General features: G+C 70.2%; 14 protein-coding genes. 6 read left to right on the top strand and 8 right to left on the bottom strand.

Annotated features, from left to right (window positions below; all coding sequences use genetic code 11):
* Window positions 1-5: 5 nt before the first annotated feature.
* Entirely contained in the window at window positions 6-800 is a 795-nt protein-coding gene (locus ABD292_RS20700; protein ID WP_344209564.1) for a universal stress protein, read from the bottom strand.
* A 79-nt stretch (window positions 801-879) separates the two neighbouring features.
* On the opposite strand from ABD292_RS20700, the gene ABD292_RS20695 reads away from it, so the two are divergent.
* Together ABD292_RS20695 and ABD292_RS20690 are read left to right on the top strand one after the other, a co-directional pair.
* Window positions 880-1,182, top strand: coding sequence for a hypothetical protein (locus tag ABD292_RS20695; RefSeq protein ID WP_344209562.1), 303 nt, complete (start codon window positions 880-882; stop codon window positions 1,180-1,182).
* A gap of 100 nt (window positions 1,183-1,282) precedes the next feature.
* Window positions 1,283-1,831: a phosphatase PAP2 family protein gene (locus ABD292_RS20690; RefSeq protein WP_329584161.1), complete on the top strand. Its 549-nt coding sequence runs from the start codon at window positions 1,283-1,285 to the stop codon at window positions 1,829-1,831.
* Here the strand turns inward: ABD292_RS20690 and pip are convergent.
* The 6 genes from pip to ABD292_RS20660 all read right to left on the bottom strand — a co-directional run bounded on the left by pip (window position 1,785) and on the right by ABD292_RS20660 (window position 5,530).
* Window positions 1,785-2,756 (bottom strand): prolyl aminopeptidase, encoded by a 972-nt coding sequence (gene pip / locus ABD292_RS20685; protein ID WP_344209557.1) that lies wholly within the window; start codon window positions 2,754-2,756, stop codon window positions 1,785-1,787. The genes ABD292_RS20690 and pip overlap by 47 nt on opposite strands.
* Window positions 2,757-2,794: 38 nt before the next feature.
* Entirely contained in the window at window positions 2,795-3,379 is a 585-nt protein-coding gene (locus ABD292_RS20680; RefSeq protein WP_344209555.1) for a hypothetical protein, read from the bottom strand.
* Between the two features lie 40 nt (window positions 3,380-3,419).
* Window positions 3,420-3,839 (bottom strand): large conductance mechanosensitive channel protein MscL, encoded by a 420-nt coding sequence (gene mscL, locus ABD292_RS20675; RefSeq protein WP_344209553.1) that lies wholly within the window; start codon window positions 3,837-3,839, stop codon window positions 3,420-3,422.
* A gap of 78 nt (window positions 3,840-3,917) precedes the next feature.
* Window positions 3,918-4,133: a DUF397 domain-containing protein gene (locus ABD292_RS20670; protein WP_344209551.1), complete on the bottom strand. Its 216-nt coding sequence runs from the start codon at window positions 4,131-4,133 to the stop codon at window positions 3,918-3,920.
* Between the two features lie 159 nt (window positions 4,134-4,292).
* On the bottom strand, window positions 4,293-4,499 hold the full coding sequence (locus tag ABD292_RS20665; RefSeq protein ID WP_344209548.1) for a DUF397 domain-containing protein: 207 nt from the start codon (window positions 4,497-4,499) through the stop codon (window positions 4,293-4,295).
* Between the two features lie 179 nt (window positions 4,500-4,678).
* Complete coding sequence (locus ABD292_RS20660; protein WP_344209546.1) at window positions 4,679-5,530, bottom strand: helix-turn-helix domain-containing protein; 852 nt, start codon at window positions 5,528-5,530, stop codon at window positions 4,679-4,681.
* A 748-nt stretch (window positions 5,531-6,278) separates the two neighbouring features.
* Between ABD292_RS20660 and glgX the strand changes: the two genes are divergently transcribed.
* The 4 genes from glgX to ABD292_RS20640 all read left to right on the top strand — a co-directional run bounded on the left by glgX (window position 6,279) and on the right by ABD292_RS20640 (window position 13,704).
* Entirely contained in the window at window positions 6,279-8,372 is a 2,094-nt protein-coding gene (glgX, locus tag ABD292_RS20655; protein ID WP_344209544.1) for a glycogen debranching protein GlgX, read from the top strand.
* Entirely contained in the window at window positions 8,365-10,518 is a 2,154-nt protein-coding gene (gene treY / locus ABD292_RS20650) for a malto-oligosyltrehalose synthase (RefSeq protein WP_344209542.1), read from the top strand. The genes glgX and treY overlap by 8 nt, the downstream gene beginning before the upstream one ends.
* Window positions 10,508-12,226: a malto-oligosyltrehalose trehalohydrolase gene (treZ, locus tag ABD292_RS20645; protein ID WP_344209540.1), complete on the top strand. Its 1,719-nt coding sequence runs from the start codon at window positions 10,508-10,510 to the stop codon at window positions 12,224-12,226. Before treY ends, treZ begins: the two co-directional genes overlap by 11 nt.
* A gap of 527 nt (window positions 12,227-12,753) precedes the next feature.
* Window positions 12,754-13,704 carry a hypothetical protein gene (locus ABD292_RS20640; RefSeq protein WP_344209538.1) on the top strand — a complete coding sequence of 317 codons (951 nt, stop codon included), beginning with the start codon at window positions 12,754-12,756 and terminating at the stop codon, window positions 13,702-13,704.
* 425 nt (window positions 13,705-14,129) lie between these two features.
* Here ABD292_RS20640 and ABD292_RS20635 read toward each other — a convergent pair whose 3' ends face one another.
* Window positions 14,130-15,728, bottom strand: coding sequence for an FAD-dependent monooxygenase (locus tag ABD292_RS20635; RefSeq protein ID WP_344209536.1), 1,599 nt, complete (start codon window positions 15,726-15,728; stop codon window positions 14,130-14,132).
* Window positions 15,729-15,777: the final 49 nt, after the last annotated feature.

The following is a 15,777-nucleotide window of genomic DNA, read 5'->3' as shown; positions in this document are numbered from 1 at the left end:
GCAGCCTAGGAGAAACCCCGCGGCAGCACGGTGACGGGGCAGGGGGAGGCGCGCAGCATCTTCATGGCCAGCTCGCCCAGGAACACCCGGTGCGGCTGGGCGTCCTCGCTGGCCGCGCAGACCAGCAGCTCGCCGGGCAGCCACTCGACGCCGGCCATCGCCGCCGCCACGTCGTGGCCCTCGGCCACCTCCGCCTCCGCCTCGATGCCGGTGCTCTCCCACGCCAGCCGGACGGCGAGCGCGAGGTCGTCCCTGAGCCTGCTCTGGTCCTCGGTACGCAGGTCGAACGTGATCAGCCGCAGCGGCACCCCGAGCCGCAGCGCCGCCTGCGCCACCCGTTCGACGGCGGCGTCGCACTGCGGCCGGTGCACGTACGCGAGGGTGAGCCGGCCGGGCTCCTCGGGCGGGGCGTACTGGGCGGGCGTCACCATGACCGCCTCCGGCGACAGGTGGAGCAGGTGGTCGGCGGTGGTGCCGACGGCGATGCGCCCGTGCTGCCCGCCGCCCGCCGAGCCGACCACCACGAGGTCGGCGCGCATCCGGCTGGCCAGCACGGCGAGGCCGCGCCCGCTGCCCCGGCTCTCGTAGGCGAGGTATCCGGCGGGGGCGTCCCCCAGCTCCTCGGCCGCGTGCGCCAGGTTGGCCTGCGCCTCCACGGCCAGCCCGGGGCTCCCGGGCGGGTAGATCGTCGCCACCGTGAGCTCGCCGCCGGTCACCCGCGTGATCGCCGCGCCCAGGGCCAGAGCCTCCCGCCCGCCCGGCTCGCCGGTGTAGCCGACGATCACGTGCTCTCCGATCATGAATGCCCTCTTACCCGCTTTGAGCAGGGAATACGCGGCATCGTGCGGAACGTTGTAAACCTGTGGAGGCGCAAAGAAAGTGAAGATCACTCTTGACACCACGTTCAACGGGTCACTCGGTCAGGTCACCCTCAGTCAAGCGGTTCAGCAGCTCCGGGAACGCGACCTCGCCTGCACCGTCCCCGCCGACGCCGTCGAGCGCAAGGTGACCGTGTTCGCCCGCTGCGTGGAGCGCGGGTTCACGCCGCTCCGCAGCGAGATCATGGCCGCCTACTACGTGGCCGAGCGCGACGCCACCACCGAGGCCTTCGACCGCGGGCTGATCACCCGGGGCGAGCTGGAGAGCCGCCAGGCGCAGCTCACAAGCCTGCTCCTCAGCTGAGCTTGCTGACTTTTTCCCAACATTCCGCCATAAGGTCGAGGCGCTCGACCACCGGAGTCCTTAAGGTCGTGTCCACTGCCCGTTCACGGATTGGACACTGGTGTACCGCGACATCGTCGACTTCGCCTCCAGCACGCCCGCGTGGCTGCACACGCTCGCCGAGGTAGGGACCGACGCGGGGTTATTCCTGTTCGCGGCGCTGTTCGTGCTGGCGTTCCTGCGCGCGTGGCGGGCGCCCGCGCGTGATCTGGCCCTGGTGATCGCCGGGCCGGTCGGGATCGTGCTGGCGTACGTGCTGAGCGAGGTCGTCAAGGTCCTCGTACGCGAGGACCGGCCCTGCCGGGGCGTGACCACGACCATCGCGGCCTGCCCGCCGGCCACCGACTGGTCCTTTCCCAGCAACCACTCGGTGATCGCGGCGGGCGCGGCGGCCACGCTCGTGCTCGTCTGGCGCGCCCTCGCGTGGCTGGTCGTCCCGCTGGCCGTCGTCATGGCGTTCTCGCGGGTGTTCGTGGGGGTGCACTACCCGCACGACGTGATCGCGGGCTTCCTGCTCGGGGCCGCGCTCGCGCCGCTGTTCGCCCTGCTGGTGGTGGGGGCGTTCACCCCTGCCGTACGTCTGGTGCGAACGCGTCTGTCGCCGCGATGAGCCGGTCCAGGATGCCGGGCTCGGTGTAGGCGTGCCCGGCGTCGTCCACCACGTGGAACTCGGCCTCCGGCCACGCCTGGTGCAGGTCCCAGGCGGTGGCCATGGGGGTGCAGGCGTCGTAGCGGCCCTGGACGATCACCGCGGGGATGTGGCGGATCTTGTCCACGTCCCGGATGAGCTGTTCGGGGCCGAACCAGCCGCCGTGGCTGAAGTAGTGGTTCTCGATCCTGGCGAAGGCGACCGCCAACCGGTCCTCGCCGAACTCGGTCACCAGGGCGGGGTCGGGCCGCAGCGTGATCGTCCCGGCCTCCCACTGGGCCCAGGCCTTGGCCGCCGCGAGCCGGGCCGCGTCGTCGTCGCCCTCCAGCCGCCTGCGGAAGGCCGCGAGGAGATCGCCGCGCTCCTCCTCAGGGATCGGGGCCAGATAACGCTGCCAGAGGTCGGGGAACAGGAAGCCGGCCCCCTCCTGGTAGAACCAGCGCAGCTCCTGCGGGCGCAGCGTGAAGATGCCGCGCAGCACCAGCTCGCTCACCCGCTCCGGATGCGTCTCCGCGTAGGCGAGCGCCAGCGCGCTGCCCCACGAGCCGCCGAACACCTGCCACCGCTCGATCCCGAGGTGCTCGCGCAGCCGCTCCATGTCGGCCACCAGGTGCCAGGTGGTGTTGGCCGACAGGTCGGTGGCCGGGTCGCTCGCGTGCGGCGTGCTGCGGCCGCAGTTGCGCTGGTCGAACAGGACGATCCGGTAGCGCTCGGGGTCCCACTGCCGCCGGTGCTTGGCGCTGCACCCGCCGCCCGGCCCGCCGTGCAGCATCACGGCCGGCTTGCCGTCCGGGTTTCCGCAGGTCTCCCAGTAGATCTGGTTGCCGTCGCCGACGTCGAGCAGTCCGGAGTCGTAGGGTTCGATGGGCGGGTACAGGGTTCTCATGGGCTCTGATCCTGCCGCATCCGCTACTGGGCCCACTTCTACTGGGCCCACTCGTGGCGGGTCAGGAAGGACCGGTCGCCGGTCGCGTACTCGCGGAAGGCCCGGCGCACCTCCTCCAGCTCGGCCACCGTCGTCCTGACCAGCGTCCCTTCCTTGTACTCCAGCTCGTAGCCGGGCGACACCTGGATGAAGTGCCGCCCGAAGTTCACCAGTGCGGCGAACGGGTTCTGCGCCGACAGCGTGCCCAGCACGTCGTCGACCAGCCCCAGGTCCGGATCGTGCACGATCATCCCGTCGCCGGTGTGCAGCTGCATGCCCTCGTACACGCCGAGCGGCGCGACGTTGTGCACGAGGTCGCGCTGCGGGTCGTAACACACCAGGCCGTGCGCCCGCGCGATCGCGAAGACCTGTGCGGACACCTCGTCCATGCTGTCGAGGTCCATGGACACGAGCACGTGACCGTCCGGGTAGAGCCGGACCTCACCGGGCAGCTCCTTGACGACCTCGGGCACCACGCCTGATCCGTCGCCGGGCTCGGCGCGCTTGACCGCCAGGTAGGTGGCGCGGGCCTGATCCCTGCCGATCGGCTCCGGCTCGTCCCAGACCATCAACTCAACGCTCATCTGTCCATCTTGTCGGACCCGCTTCGCGGCCCGCGCGCGGCTACACCGGTTTTTCCGAGTTCGGCACCAACTCCACGGTGCAGTTGGCGCACCGCCGCGCCTCCACGGGGATCTCGCTGAGGCACTCGGGGCACTCCTTCGTCGAGGACTTCTTGTCCCGCTCCACCCATCGGATCAGCCGCGTCATCGGCGCCACCACCAGCCAGTACACGATCGCCGCGATGATCAGGAACGTGATGAGGTGGTTGAGGAAGTCGCCGTACTTGAACACGCTGCCGTTGACGGTGAAGGAGTAGTTGGCGAAGTTCGGCTGCCTGCCGCCGGTGATGGCGCCGATCAGTGGGGTGATCAGGTCGGTGACCAGCGCCTGGACGAGCCCGCTGAAGGTGGCGCCGACGATCACCGCCACCGCCAGCTCGACGATGTTGCCACGGAGTAAGAATTGCTTGAAACCGCCCATGAGGTCGGCATATTGCCCGGGTGCGCGAGCTGAAACCCGATCGCCCCGGATTCGGGTCCGTGAGAACGTCGAGGCCGGTCAGGCCCCGGGGGCGAGCCGTTCGAGGTCGAAGCGCCCGTCCTTCACCCCGCGGATGAAGTCGGACCATTCGTCGACCGAGAACGGCAGGACGGCGCCGTTGGCGTCCTGGCTGCCCCGCACCCAGACCTTGCCGTCCAGCACGGCGACTTCGACGCATTGGCCGCCGTTGCAACTGTGCCAGTAGGCATGGTCGAGAGCAGGCGAGCGAGTCATGCACTACCTCCTGGGGGTCGGCTGTAGAGGTATTGCGCCGTCGGGCATTTTACCCCGAATAAGGGAGGCGAATTCATGGGCCGGTGACCGGGAGTGGGGACGGGTGTCAAAAGTGACGGGCGGCCACCCCTGAGGTGACCGCCCGGTGATATCGCGCTCTCAGCCCTGATGCGTTCCCTTGATGCGTCCGAGGAAGGCGTTCCAGGCGCTCGTCTCGAAGACAATGACCGGGCCATCAGGGTTTTTGTTGTCGCGGACGCCTACGGTGTCGGCGGAGAGCAGGGCTACCTCGACACAACTACCACCGTTGCAGAAAGACGAAGCTCGCCAATGGCGGATTGCGTCAGAGTGTGGCCGGGTGGACATTCTCTCCTCCGTGCACTATCAAGAGCGCTGCGACGTTCCGAATAATTTCGGGCACGACCAGTACGCGGTAAGGAAGACGCCCTTAGGCGTCTCAAGTGTCATGCATAGAGTGGCACTTCCGTCTGACAATTGCCAGAGGAGCGCGGGCAAGGAGTTTCGAGTTGGACCGTTATATGGTTCTATGAGAACTTTGTCAGCATTTCTGCGACGCGGTTCAAGGACTCCTGGAAACCCAGCGCCTCGGCCCTCAAGTGGTCGATGACTTCCTCGAAATGCCTAATCGTTTTGTCGCTTTCGAGGTAGAAAAGACCCATTTGGTGCTCTACGAAGACGGTGTCTGCGATGTCGGAGTTTCGGCCGAATTCCAGGAAACGGAACGGGCTGTCGAAGCCCATGTGCGCCCCCGAGGTGAAGGGGATGACCTGGATGCGGACGTGGGGCAGCTCCGCGAGCTCGAGAATGTGCTGGAGCTGGGCCCGCATGACCTGCCCGTTGCCGACGTTGCGGTGGAGCACCGATTCGTCGAGGAGCACCCAGTAGCGTGGCGGGTCGGCCCTGAACAGCAGCTCGCTCTTGCGTTTCCCGCGCGCCTGGACCCGCTCCTCCAGGATGTCGGGCGCGATGCGCGGCAGCCAGCCGCGGATGACCGCCCGCGCGTAGTCCTCGGTCTGCATCGGCCCCGGCACCAGCTGGATGACGTACTCGGTGATCGCCGTCGCGCCCGCCTCCAGGCCCAGCATGGGCGCGAACTTGACGTCTTCGAGCGTCTGCCACCATTCCTTCTGGCGGGCCTCCCTGGCCAGGGTCATCAGCTCGGTCATCTTGGGCTCGGCCAGGCCGTAGAGCCGGCACAGGTCCCGGACGTCGCGCAGGCTGGCGGGACGCTGGCCGCGCTCGATCCTGCTGATCTTGGTGGGGGAGCAGAGCAGCTGTTCGGCGACCTCCGCCGCGCTGAGCCCCTTCTCGTGGCGCAGCTCGCGCAGGCGCATGGCCAGCTGGCGCTGCCTGAGCGTGGGGTTCGGGAAGGCCATCGCACCCCTTTCGAGGAGCAGCTCCGAGAAGCGGCGGAGGGTTTTACCGCGATCATACCCACCGTTTTCATGATCCAACGTTAGGTAAACGTCACCGGCACGTTCGTATGGCAATTGCCATCTGCAGGTGGCTTTCTGGCCGAAGCAGGGTAAACCTTCAGCGGGCTTACCAGGAAGGGGCGATGACGAAGATCAGAAGCAGCTTCTCGAAAATGCCGCGACCACATTTGTCCCGGACGACCCATGAGAGCCGCCCGGGACGCCGGGCTGGGACGTGACTTGCCGCGTTTCCCAGTCAGCGATCATCCGCTCCTGCCAGAGCACTGGATGATCTCCCTCCGATTTTAGCAACTTGACCGACAATTCGCCGGTGACGTTCACCCGCGTGAGTCCGGGTGCGTATGCCCGCGGGGGGCGTACGAGGGCCCGATGAGCGGCGGAGGCGGACGACGGGGTCCGTCTCCGGCCGAGTCCGCAGTCTGCCCTGGGTGCTACCACCAGGCGCCAGTCGAGAGGCCGCCGGGGTAGGGGGCCCGCCTGGGGTGGGCTGTGAAAGTGAGCCGCCTCCGGCAACCGCGCCGCCGGAGGCGGCTCACTCATGTCCGGGTCGCGCCCGAAGAGGACAGCCCGAGAGGACAGTGGATGACTGGGATGACTGGAATGTCCGGGATCGGGCAGTGCTGGCCCGGCTGCTTGTCGGGTGACGCGGGGGGAACAGAACATGGGGAGAGACCGCAAGGGAGCCTCGATGATCGAAGTCTGGCCGGGAGACCCATATCCGCTCGGGGCGACCTATGACGGCGCGGGGACGAACTTCTCCCTCTACACCGAGGTCGCCGACAAGGTCGAGCTGTGCCTGTTCGACGACGACAACGTCGAGTCGCGGGTGCCGCTCACCGAGGTGGACGGGTTCATCTGGCACGGCTACCTGCCGGGCATCGGGCCGGGGCAGCGCTACGGCTACCGGGTCCACGGGCCGTACGAACCGCAGCACGGCCTGCGCTGCAATCCGAACAAGCTGCTGCTCGACCCGTACGCGATGGCCATCGAGGGCGACGTGAAGTGGCACGAGGCGGTGTACGGCTACCGCTTCGGCAGCCCCGACACCCGCAACGACATGGACTCGGCCCCTTACGTCCAGCGCTCGATCGTCATCAACCCGTTCTTCGGATGGGGCCACGACCGGCCGCCCGCGACGCCGTACCACGACACGGTGATCTACGAGGCGCACGTGCGCGGGCTGACGATCAGCCACCCGAAGATCCCGGAGCACCTGCGCGGCACGTACGCCGCCCTCGGTCACCCGGAGATCCTCGACCACCTCACCAAGCTCGGCGTGACCGCGCTGGAGCTGATGCCGGTGCACCAGTTCGTGACGGACCACATCCTGGAGGATCGCGGGCTGTCCAACTACTGGGGCTACAACTCGATCGGCTTCTTCGCCCCGCACAACCGCTACTCCAGCCAGGGGCAGCGCGGCGGCCAGGTGCTGGAGTTCAAGGCGATGGTGCGGGCGCTGCACGAGGCGGGCATCGAGGTGATCCTCGACGTGGTCTACAACCACACGGCCGAGGGCAACCACCTGGGCCCCACGCTGGGCTTCCGCGGGATCGACAACGTCAACTACTACCGCACCGTGGACGACGACAAGCGCTACTACATGGACACCACGGGCACCGGCAACAGCCTGCTCATGCGCTCGCCGCACGTGCTCCAGATGATCATGGACTCGCTGCGCTACTGGGTCATCGAGATGCACGTCGACGGCTTCCGCTTCGACCTCGCCTCCACCCTCGCCAGGGAGCTGCACGAGGTCGACCGGCTGAGCGCCTTCTTCGACCTGGTCCAGCAGGACCCGGTGCTGTCGCAGGTCAAGCTGATCGCCGAGCCGTGGGACGTCGGCCCCGGCGGCTACCAGGTCGGCAACTTCCCCTCCCGCTGGACGGAGTGGAACGGCCGCTACCGCGACACCATCCGCGACCTGTGGCGGGGGCAGCCGGCCACGCTGCCGGAGTTCGGCTCCCGCTTCACCGGCTCCAGCGACCTCTACCAGGACGACAGCCGCCGCCCGGCCGCCTCGATCAACTTCGTCACCTGCCACGACGGCTTCACCCTCCAGGACCTCGTCTCGTACAACCACAAGCACAACGAGGCGAACAAGGAGGGCAACCGCGACGGCACCGACGACAACAGGTCCTGGAACTGCGGCGAGGAGGGCGCGGCGGGCATCGCCGTCGAGGCGCTGCGCGAGCAGCAGAAGCGCAACTTCCTCACCACGCTGTTCCTGTCGCAGGGCGTCCCGATGCTCTCCCACGGCGACGAGCTGGGCCGCACCCAGAAGGGCAACAACAACGGCTACTGCCAGGACAACGAGCTGACCTGGGTCGACTGGTCGGACGTGCGCGAGAACTGGCTGCTGCTGGAGTTCACCCAGCGGCTCGCCGAGCTGCGCAAGAAGCACCCGGTCTTCCGCCGCAGGAGGTTCTTCTACGGCAAGCCGGTACGCGGCCTCAACGACATCGCCTGGCTCACCCCGTCAGGGGAGGAGATGACGGACGGCGACTGGAACGTCGGCTACGCCAAGTCGCTCGCGGTCTTCCTCAACGGCGAGGCCATCACCGAGCCCGACCGGCGCGGCCGGCCGATCCGCGACGACTCCTTCCTCCTGCTGTTCAACGCCCACCACGACACCATCAAGTTCACGATCCCCAAGGACTACGGCGAGATGTGGCACACGGAGATCGACACGGCGATGCCGATCATGCTCGACGTGCGGATCTGCCGCGGCGGCGAGGCGATCGAGGTCCCCGGCCGGAGCGTACGGGTGCTGCGCCGTGTCTAGGCGGCCGACCTCGACGTACCGGCTGCAGCTGACCCCCGACTTCGGCTTCGCGGAGGTGGCGGGGATCGCCGGCTACCTGCGCGACCTGGGCGTCAGCCACGTCTACCTGTCGCCCGTGCTGGAGGCGGCGGAGGGGTCGCGGCACGGCTACGACGTCACCGACCACTCCAGGATCCGGGAGGCGTTCGGCGGGGCGAGCGGGTTCAGGGAGATGGCGCAGGTGCTCGCCGCGCACGACCTGGGGGTGGTGGTCGACATCGTCCCCAACCACATGAACACGGAGAACCCCGCGTTCTGGTCGGTGCTCAAGGACGGCCGCGACTCGCCGTACGCCGCCTGGTTCGACGTCGCGTGGGACGAGGACGGCAAGGTCGCGCTGCCGGTGCTGGGCGACGACACCGAGCCGGTCGTGGACGGCGACGTGCTGCGCTACCACGAGCACACCTTCCCCCACCCTGGCCACTACCGGCTGGTCGACTGGCGGCAGGGCCCCGGCTACCGGCGCTTCTTCGACGTCTCGACGCTCATCGGGCTGCGCGTCGAGGACCCGGCGGTGCTGTTCGCCACGCACGAGGTGATCTTCTGGCTGCTCGACGAGGGGCTGGTGGACGGGCTGCGGATCGACCACCCCGACGGCCTCGCCGACCCGCGCGGCTACCTGGAGCGGCTGCGCGCCCGTACCGGCGAGAAGACCTGGACGGTCGTCGAGAAGATCCTCATCGGCCCCGAGCGGCTGCCCGCCGACTGGCCCTGCGACGGCACCACCGGCTACGAGGTGCTCAACCGGGTCAACGGCCTGTTCGTCGATCCGGAAGGCGGGGAGGCGCTGGTCCGGCTGTTCACCGAGCTGACCGGGCAGCCCGCCGACTACCGGCGGGTCATGCAGGAGTCCAAGCGCGAGGTGCTGGAGCTGTTCTTCCGCCCCGAGGTCGAGCGGCTGGCCAGGTCGGCGGGCTGCGCGCCCGAGGCGGTGCGCGAGCTGCTGGCCGCGATGCCGGTCTACCGCGCGTACGTGGTGCCCGGCGAGCCGCCGCCCCCCGAGTCCGTCGAGATCGTCGAGCTGGCCGCCGCGTCCTGCTCGGCGGAAGACGTCGGGCCGCTGGTCCACGAGGTGCTGTACGGCTCGGCGGAGACGATCACCCGCTTCCAGCAGGCGTGCGGCCCCGTCATGGCCAAGGGTGTGGAGGACACCGCGCTCTACCGGTGGTTCCCGCTGGCCTGCCTCAACGAGGTGGGCGGGGAGCCGGACGTGTTCGGGACGTCCGTGGAGGAGTTCCACGAGTTCTGCGCCGGGATGCAGCCGTACACGATGACGACGCTCTCCACGCACGACACCAAACGCTCCGAGGACGTCAGGGCGCGGCTGTCGGTGCTGTCGGAGCTGCCGGAGGAGTGGGCCGACGCGGTCGGGCAGTGGTCGGCGGCCGTCAGCTTCGACCCCCACCTCGACTACCTGGCCTGGCAGAACCTCATGGCCGCCTGGCCGATCTCGGCCGAAAGGTTCACGGACTACCTGCTCAAGGCGGCACGGGAGGCCAAGACCAGGATCTCGTGGGTCGCTCCCGACCCGGCGTACGAGCGGGGGCTGCGCGAGTTCGCCGAGGCGGCGGTGCGGCTGCCGATCGGCAAGTTCACCGAGCGCATCGAGCCGCATGCGATGTCGAACTCGCTGGGCGCCAAGCTCGTGCAGCTCATGATGCCCGGCGTGCCCGACGTCTACCAGGGCAACGAGAAGAGCGACTTCTCGCTGGTCGACCCGGACAACCGGCGTCCCGTCGGCTTCCCCGCCGAGCCCGCCACCCGATGGGACGAGGCCAAGCTGCTGCTCACCCGGCAGGCGCTGCGGCTGCGGCGGCGGCTCGGGGGAGGGGCGGCGTACCTGCCGTTGGAGGCGGACGGGCCGGCGGCGGAGCACGCGGTCGCCTTCGCCCGCGGCGAGGACGAGCGCGGGCTGCCCCGGGCGGTCGCCGTCGCCACCCGGCTGCCGGTGCGGCTGGCCCGTACGGGGTGGGGCGGCACGACGCTCTCCCTGCCCCCGGGGACATGGCGCGACCTGCTCACCGGCGCCGTCCACACCGGCCGCGTCCCGCTCGCGCACCTGCTCGGTCAGTATCCGGTCGCACTGCTGGAGAGACATGATCTTTGAGGTCTGGGCGCCGGACGCCACGACGGTCGAGGTGGACGTGCGGGGCTCACGCCGGCCGATGTCCCCCGGGGCCGGCGGCTGGTGGTCGGCGGAGGTCGAGGGGGCGGAGCACGGCACTGCGTACGCGTTCATGGTGGACGGCGACGGGCCCTACCCCGACCCGCGCTCGCGCCGGCAGCCGGACGGCGTCTTCGGGCCGAGCGCGGTCTACGACCACGCCAGGTTCACCTGGTCGGACCACGACTGGAAGGGGCGGGACCTGCGCGGTTCCGTCATCTACGAGCTGCACGTCGGGACGTTCACGCCGGAGGGCACGTTCCACGCGGCGATCGAGAAGCTGGACCACCTCGTCGAGCTGTGCGTCGATCTCGTGGAGATCATGCCGGTCGCGCCGGTGCCCGGCGGGCGCAACTGGGGGTACGACGGGGTCGACCTCTACGCGGTGAACGAGACGTACGGGGGGCCCGACGGGCTCAAGTCGTTCGTGGACGCCTGCCACCGGGCGGGGCTCGGCGTGATCCTCGACGTCGTCCACAACCACCTGGGGCCGTCGGGGAACTTCCTGCGCCCGTTCGGACCGTACTTCGCCGGCTTCCCCGGCAGCTACTGGGGCGAGGCGGTCAACCTGGACGGGCCAGGCTCCGACGAGGTGCGGCGCTACTTCATCGGCAACGCGCTCCAGTGGCTGCGCGACTACCACGTGGACGGGCTGCGGCTCGACGCCGTGCACGCGCTGCACGACGCCCGCGCCACGCACCTGCTGGCCGAGCTGGCAGCCGAGGTGGACGCGCTGGCCTGCGCCGCCGGCCGGCCGCTGACGCTGATCGCCGAGTCCGACCTCAACGACCCGCGCATGGTGCTGCCGCTGGAGGCGGGCGGGCTCGGCATGAACGCGCAATGGGACGACGACGTCCACCACGCGCTGCACTGCGCGGTCAGCGGCGAGAGCCACGGCTACTACGAGGACTTCGCGGGGCTGCCCGCGCTGGCCAAGGTGCTGACGGGCGGGGTGCTGCACGACGGGACGTACTCCAGCTTCCGCGGGCGCTCCCACGGGCGGTCGTACGCGGGCGTGCCCGGCCACCGGCTGGTGGCCTGCCTGCAGAACCACGACCAGATCGGCAACCGGCCGCGCGGCGACCGGCTCCCCGTCGCGGCACTGAAGCTGGGGGCCGGGCTGCTGCTGACCTCGCCCTTCACGCCGATGCTGTTCATGGGGGAGGAGTGGGGTGCGCGCTCCCCGTTCCTGTTCTTCTCCGACCACGTTGAGCCCCGGCTCCGGGAGCGCGAGGCGGAGCGGCGGGAGCGCGAGTTCGACGGGTTCGGGTACGTGTGGGACGCGCCCGACCCGTCGGACGAGGAGACGTTCCTGCGGTCCAAGCTGGACTGGACCGAGCTCAAGGAGGAGGCGCACTGGTCGCTGCTGTGCTGGTACCGCGACCTCATCGCCCTGCGCAAGGCCCTGCCCGAGCTGTCGGACCCGCGGCTGGAGCGGGTCAGGGTGGACGTCGATCCGGGCGGGAAGTGGCTGGTCATGCGGCGGGGGGAGCTGGCGGTCAGCGTGAACTTCGCGGAGGAGGCGGTGAGCGTGCCGGTGGCGGCGGGGGCGGTGCTGCTGGCGTCGGACGATCCGGTGCGAGCGGACGAGGACGGCCGCCTACACCTCCCGGGCCAGTCCCTGACCATCACCCGCCCCGACACGGCCTGACCCGATACGTCCTGAGCCTGGTGCCAGCTGTCTTTTGTCCGGAGACGGAGCTGGGCCGCTGAGCTGGGACCTTGGCTTTGGATCCCAGCCCTGGATCCCAGCCCTGGATCCCAGCCCTGGATCCCAGCCCTGGATCCCGGACCTGGATCCCGGACCTGGATCCCAGCCCTGGATCCCGGACCTGGATCCCGGACCTGGATCCCGGACCTGGGCCCACGGTCTGGATCCCGGACCTGGGCCCCAGACCTGGGGCCTGACTCTGGCCCCGATCCGGCCTCCTGACCTGGGCCCTCGACCTGGGTTGCTCACGCGCGCACGTAGGGCCGCCTGGGGCGCGGGCCCCGCACATGCGGTTGTGGAGTCTCTCGCCTGTCCACAGGCTGGGGCCGCGATGCCACCGTCATCCACAGAATCCCGTTCGCCGCCCCGCGGCCCGGCCTCCGTCCCCGATCCTGGGTCCCGCAATCACCCGCAGGGAACCCGATCCGAGGACCACGACCACGACCATGAGCCACGGAGGCCACCCCATGAAGATCGTCCTTCCGCTGCCCCGCACCCTGACATCCCGGTTCGTCATCGCCGTGGCCCGGCTTCCGGCGGACCCCGGCTCGCTCGTGCCCTGGCGGATCGCGCCGGCGCATCGCAGGGCGGCGCTCACCGCGATGGGCGCCGGCCTCCTGACCATCACCCGGCACGCCACCCCCTGGAGACCGGCAGGGGCGACGCTCCCCGCCGACCACCTGCGGCGCCTGCGCCGCACCATGGCCCACCTCGTGGTCGCCGCCACCGCGCCTCCGCACCGCCTGCCCGCCATCGCGCAGACGGCCCGCGCGGTCGCCAGGGCCCTCGCCGACGCCTGCGACGGCGTCCTGATCGACCCTCTGACCGGCGCCTACGTACCAACCCGCGGACGGCGCGCCGACGAGCCGCCACGCTTCGACCTTGGCGACGACTGGCTCGGCTGGGACGTCCAGGTGCACGACGCCGCCACCTGCCCGCCGTGGGACCCCGCCGACACGGCCGGCTGCGACTGCCTCCGGATGACCTCCCGCGGCCTGCGCAGGTTCGCGCTGCCCGAGATCACCCTCGACGGCGCGGCCTGCGCCCATAGCCTGTGCGCCACCCACCTCCTGCGCACGGTCGCCCACCACCTGGTCGCCGACCAGCTCGCCTACCTCGCGGCCCATCCCGGCGCCCCGCACCGCCGCCTCGACGACTTCCTCCACATCCGGCCGGAGGGCACGGGCGCGCCGTTCGGCGTCCGACTGACCCCGTACGACGCGGATCAGGGCGAGCTCGGCCGCACCGGCAGCATCCGCCGCCTCAAGGTCGGCCCGGCCCCTGGCGCAGGGCAGGTCACCCGCCTCAAGGTCGGCCCACCCTCGGGCTTCACCGGCTCGGTCAACGCCTGGCTCTGCGCCACCCGAGGCGCCCACCACGCCACGCTCACCTCCACCCCCACCCTGGCCGCCGCCTGATCCTGCCCGAGGTCGGTTCAGCTCGTAACCCGCCGCGAGGAGCCGCTGCGCACCGGCTCCGAGGAGCTGCTGCGCACCCGCTGTGAGGAGCTGCTGCACACCTGCCCGCGGGGAGCTGCGCACCCGCTGTGAGGAGCTGCTGCACACCTGCCCGCGAGGAGCTGCCCACCCGCTGTGAGGAGGTGCTGCGCACCTGCCGCGGGGGTTACTGCGCACCCGCCGCGGGGAGCTGCGGCGCACGCACCCGCCCCGAGAAGCTGTCCTCGCCTATCACCGCCCGGGCGAAACCCTGAGTGACCCACCCGCCGTGCTGGCCGCGTCATCCGCATGAGGATCACCGGGCTACCGAGGGATCAGCGTTGCGGCCTGAAGTGGAGTGGCTGGACGGCGTTTCAAGGACGGCCGACCGCCGCCGCTGGGTGGGATCAGCGGCTGAGGATGGTGCGCAGGACCTGCTCCAGCGTGGCCAGGGGGTCGTCCGCCATGGACGGGGATCGCCAGGCGACGTACCCGTCCGGGCGGACCAGGACGGCGCCGTCCCCGTTGACGCCGTACCGCTCCCGCCAGCACCCCTCCACGTCCCGCAGTTCCTCGCCCACCAGCAGGCGGGTCAGTTGCACCCCGAGCCGTTCCTTCGCCATGCGCCCGGCGTCCATCCAGGCGTGACCGCCCTGCCTGTCGGCCATCAGGACGAAGCCCGAGCCGAACAGGTCGATGGTGGAGATGCGCTGGCCCTCCCAGTCGAGGATCACGTGCGGTGCCCGGCTGCCGGGCCGGCCGTTCGGTACGCGGGGGTCCTCCATGATGGAGCCGTCGTCGCCGGGCTCGTCCAGGATCGCCGTGGAGTGGTAGCGGTGCCCGATCAGGGCGCCGACCGGGTCGGCGAGCGGCTCCGGGTAGCCGACGCGGGCCGCCGGCGGCATGCGTACGCCGAGGTTGGCGAGTTGCGCGTCGGCGGTCAGCGCGCCGATGGGGCGGCGCTCGGCGTCGTACGTGTCGAGGAAGCCCGGTCCGGCCTGGCCGGTGACGACGAGCCACAGCCGCCAGGCGAGGTCGGCGCCGTCCTGGAGGGCGGTGCTGCCGCCCTGGCCGCCGGTGGGCGGCATGGTGTGGGCGGCGTCCCCGGCGAAGAAGACCCGGCCGGCGCGGTAGGTGTCGGCCAGGATGTGGGCCAGCCCGAACGTCGTACGGTCCAGCAGCCGCACGTCGAGGCCGGGACGGCCGGTCGCGACGCGGACGAGCTCGACGCAGCGCTCGTCGGTGAAGTCGGCCTCGGTCTGGCCATCGGTCAGGTTGACGCCGAGGACGTGCGCGCCGACGCCGGTGCCGGTCACGATGACGCCGGTGAAGACGTCGTTCTGGAGATACCAGAGGGTGACCTCGCGCTCGCGCACCAGGCCGCCGAGGTCGGCGTCGAACATGATCGAGCACATCTGGCCCAGCTCGCCCTTGCCCGAGGTGGGCACGCCGAGGGCGCGGCGTAGGGGGCTGCGGTAGCCGTCGGCGGCCACCACGTAGTCGGCGCGGACGAGCCGTTCCTCCCCGTCGCCGGTGCGGATGCGGGCGGTGACGCCGTCCTCGTCCTGGTCGAGGGAGCTGAGCTCGGTGGAGAAGCGCAGGTCGGCGCCCAGCTCCTCGGCGGCGTGACGGAGCACGCGCTCGATCTCGGCCTGGGGCGCGCCGATCTGGGCGGCCGGGGTGACCTTGGCGAGGAAGCTCATGTCCTCGTCCTCGCTGGCCATGATCATGTGAGGGGCGGGGTCGGTCAGGCTCTTGGCGATGGCGATGCGCATGTCGTCGCCGATGCCGGCCCAGATGCCGGACAGGGCTTCCTCCACGCCCGGCACGGGACGCAGCAGCTCCACGGCGCGCGGGCCCACGCCGAACGCCTTGGGCTGGATGGACGTGCTCGGATGCCGTTCGACCAACATGACCGGCACCTCCCGCCAGGCCAGGAGCATCGCCGCACTCAGCCCCGCGTATCCCCCGCCGACCACAAGGACCGGCACTCGCTCCTGCTCCATTGCTCTCCACCTCCGGTGACGCGTACTATCGCGTTTGTGGCGAGCGACA

It is taken from the genome of Nonomuraea bangladeshensis, from assembly GCF_039529455.1.
Lineage (GTDB): Bacteria > Actinomycetota > Actinomycetes > Streptosporangiales > Streptosporangiaceae > Nonomuraea > Nonomuraea bangladeshensis.
Note: the sequence above shows the minus strand (reverse complement) of the source record. Positions and strands in the feature narration are given on the sequence as shown.

Coding starts and splice junctions, on each gene's coding strand:
- ABD292_RS20700 (WP_344209564.1), bottom strand. CDS start 800: ATGATCGGAGAGCACGTGATCGTCGGCTACACCGGCGAGCCGGGCGGG.
- glgX (WP_344209544.1), top strand. CDS start 6,279: ATGATCGAAGTCTGGCCGGGAGACCCATATCCGCTCGGGGCGACCTAT.
- mscL (WP_344209553.1), bottom strand. CDS start 3,839: ATGGGCGGTTTCAAGCAATTCTTACTCCGTGGCAACATCGTCGAGCTG.
- pip (WP_344209557.1), bottom strand. CDS start 2,756: ATGAGAACCCTGTACCCGCCCATCGAACCCTACGACTCCGGACTGCTC.
- ABD292_RS20640 (WP_344209538.1), top strand. CDS start 12,754: ATGAAGATCGTCCTTCCGCTGCCCCGCACCCTGACATCCCGGTTCGTC.
- ABD292_RS20680 (WP_344209555.1), bottom strand. CDS start 3,379: ATGAGCGTTGAGTTGATGGTCTGGGACGAGCCGGAGCCGATCGGCAGG.
- ABD292_RS20670 (WP_344209551.1), bottom strand. CDS start 4,133: ATGACTCGCTCGCCTGCTCTCGACCATGCCTACTGGCACAGTTGCAAC.
- ABD292_RS20665 (WP_344209548.1), bottom strand. CDS start 4,499: ATGTCCACCCGGCCACACTCTGACGCAATCCGCCATTGGCGAGCTTCG.
- ABD292_RS20635 (WP_344209536.1), bottom strand. CDS start 15,728: ATGGAGCAGGAGCGAGTGCCGGTCCTTGTGGTCGGCGGGGGATACGCG.
- ABD292_RS20660 (WP_344209546.1), bottom strand. CDS start 5,530: ATGGCCTTCCCGAACCCCACGCTCAGGCAGCGCCAGCTGGCCATGCGC.
- treZ (WP_344209540.1), top strand. CDS start 10,508: ATGATCTTTGAGGTCTGGGCGCCGGACGCCACGACGGTCGAGGTGGAC.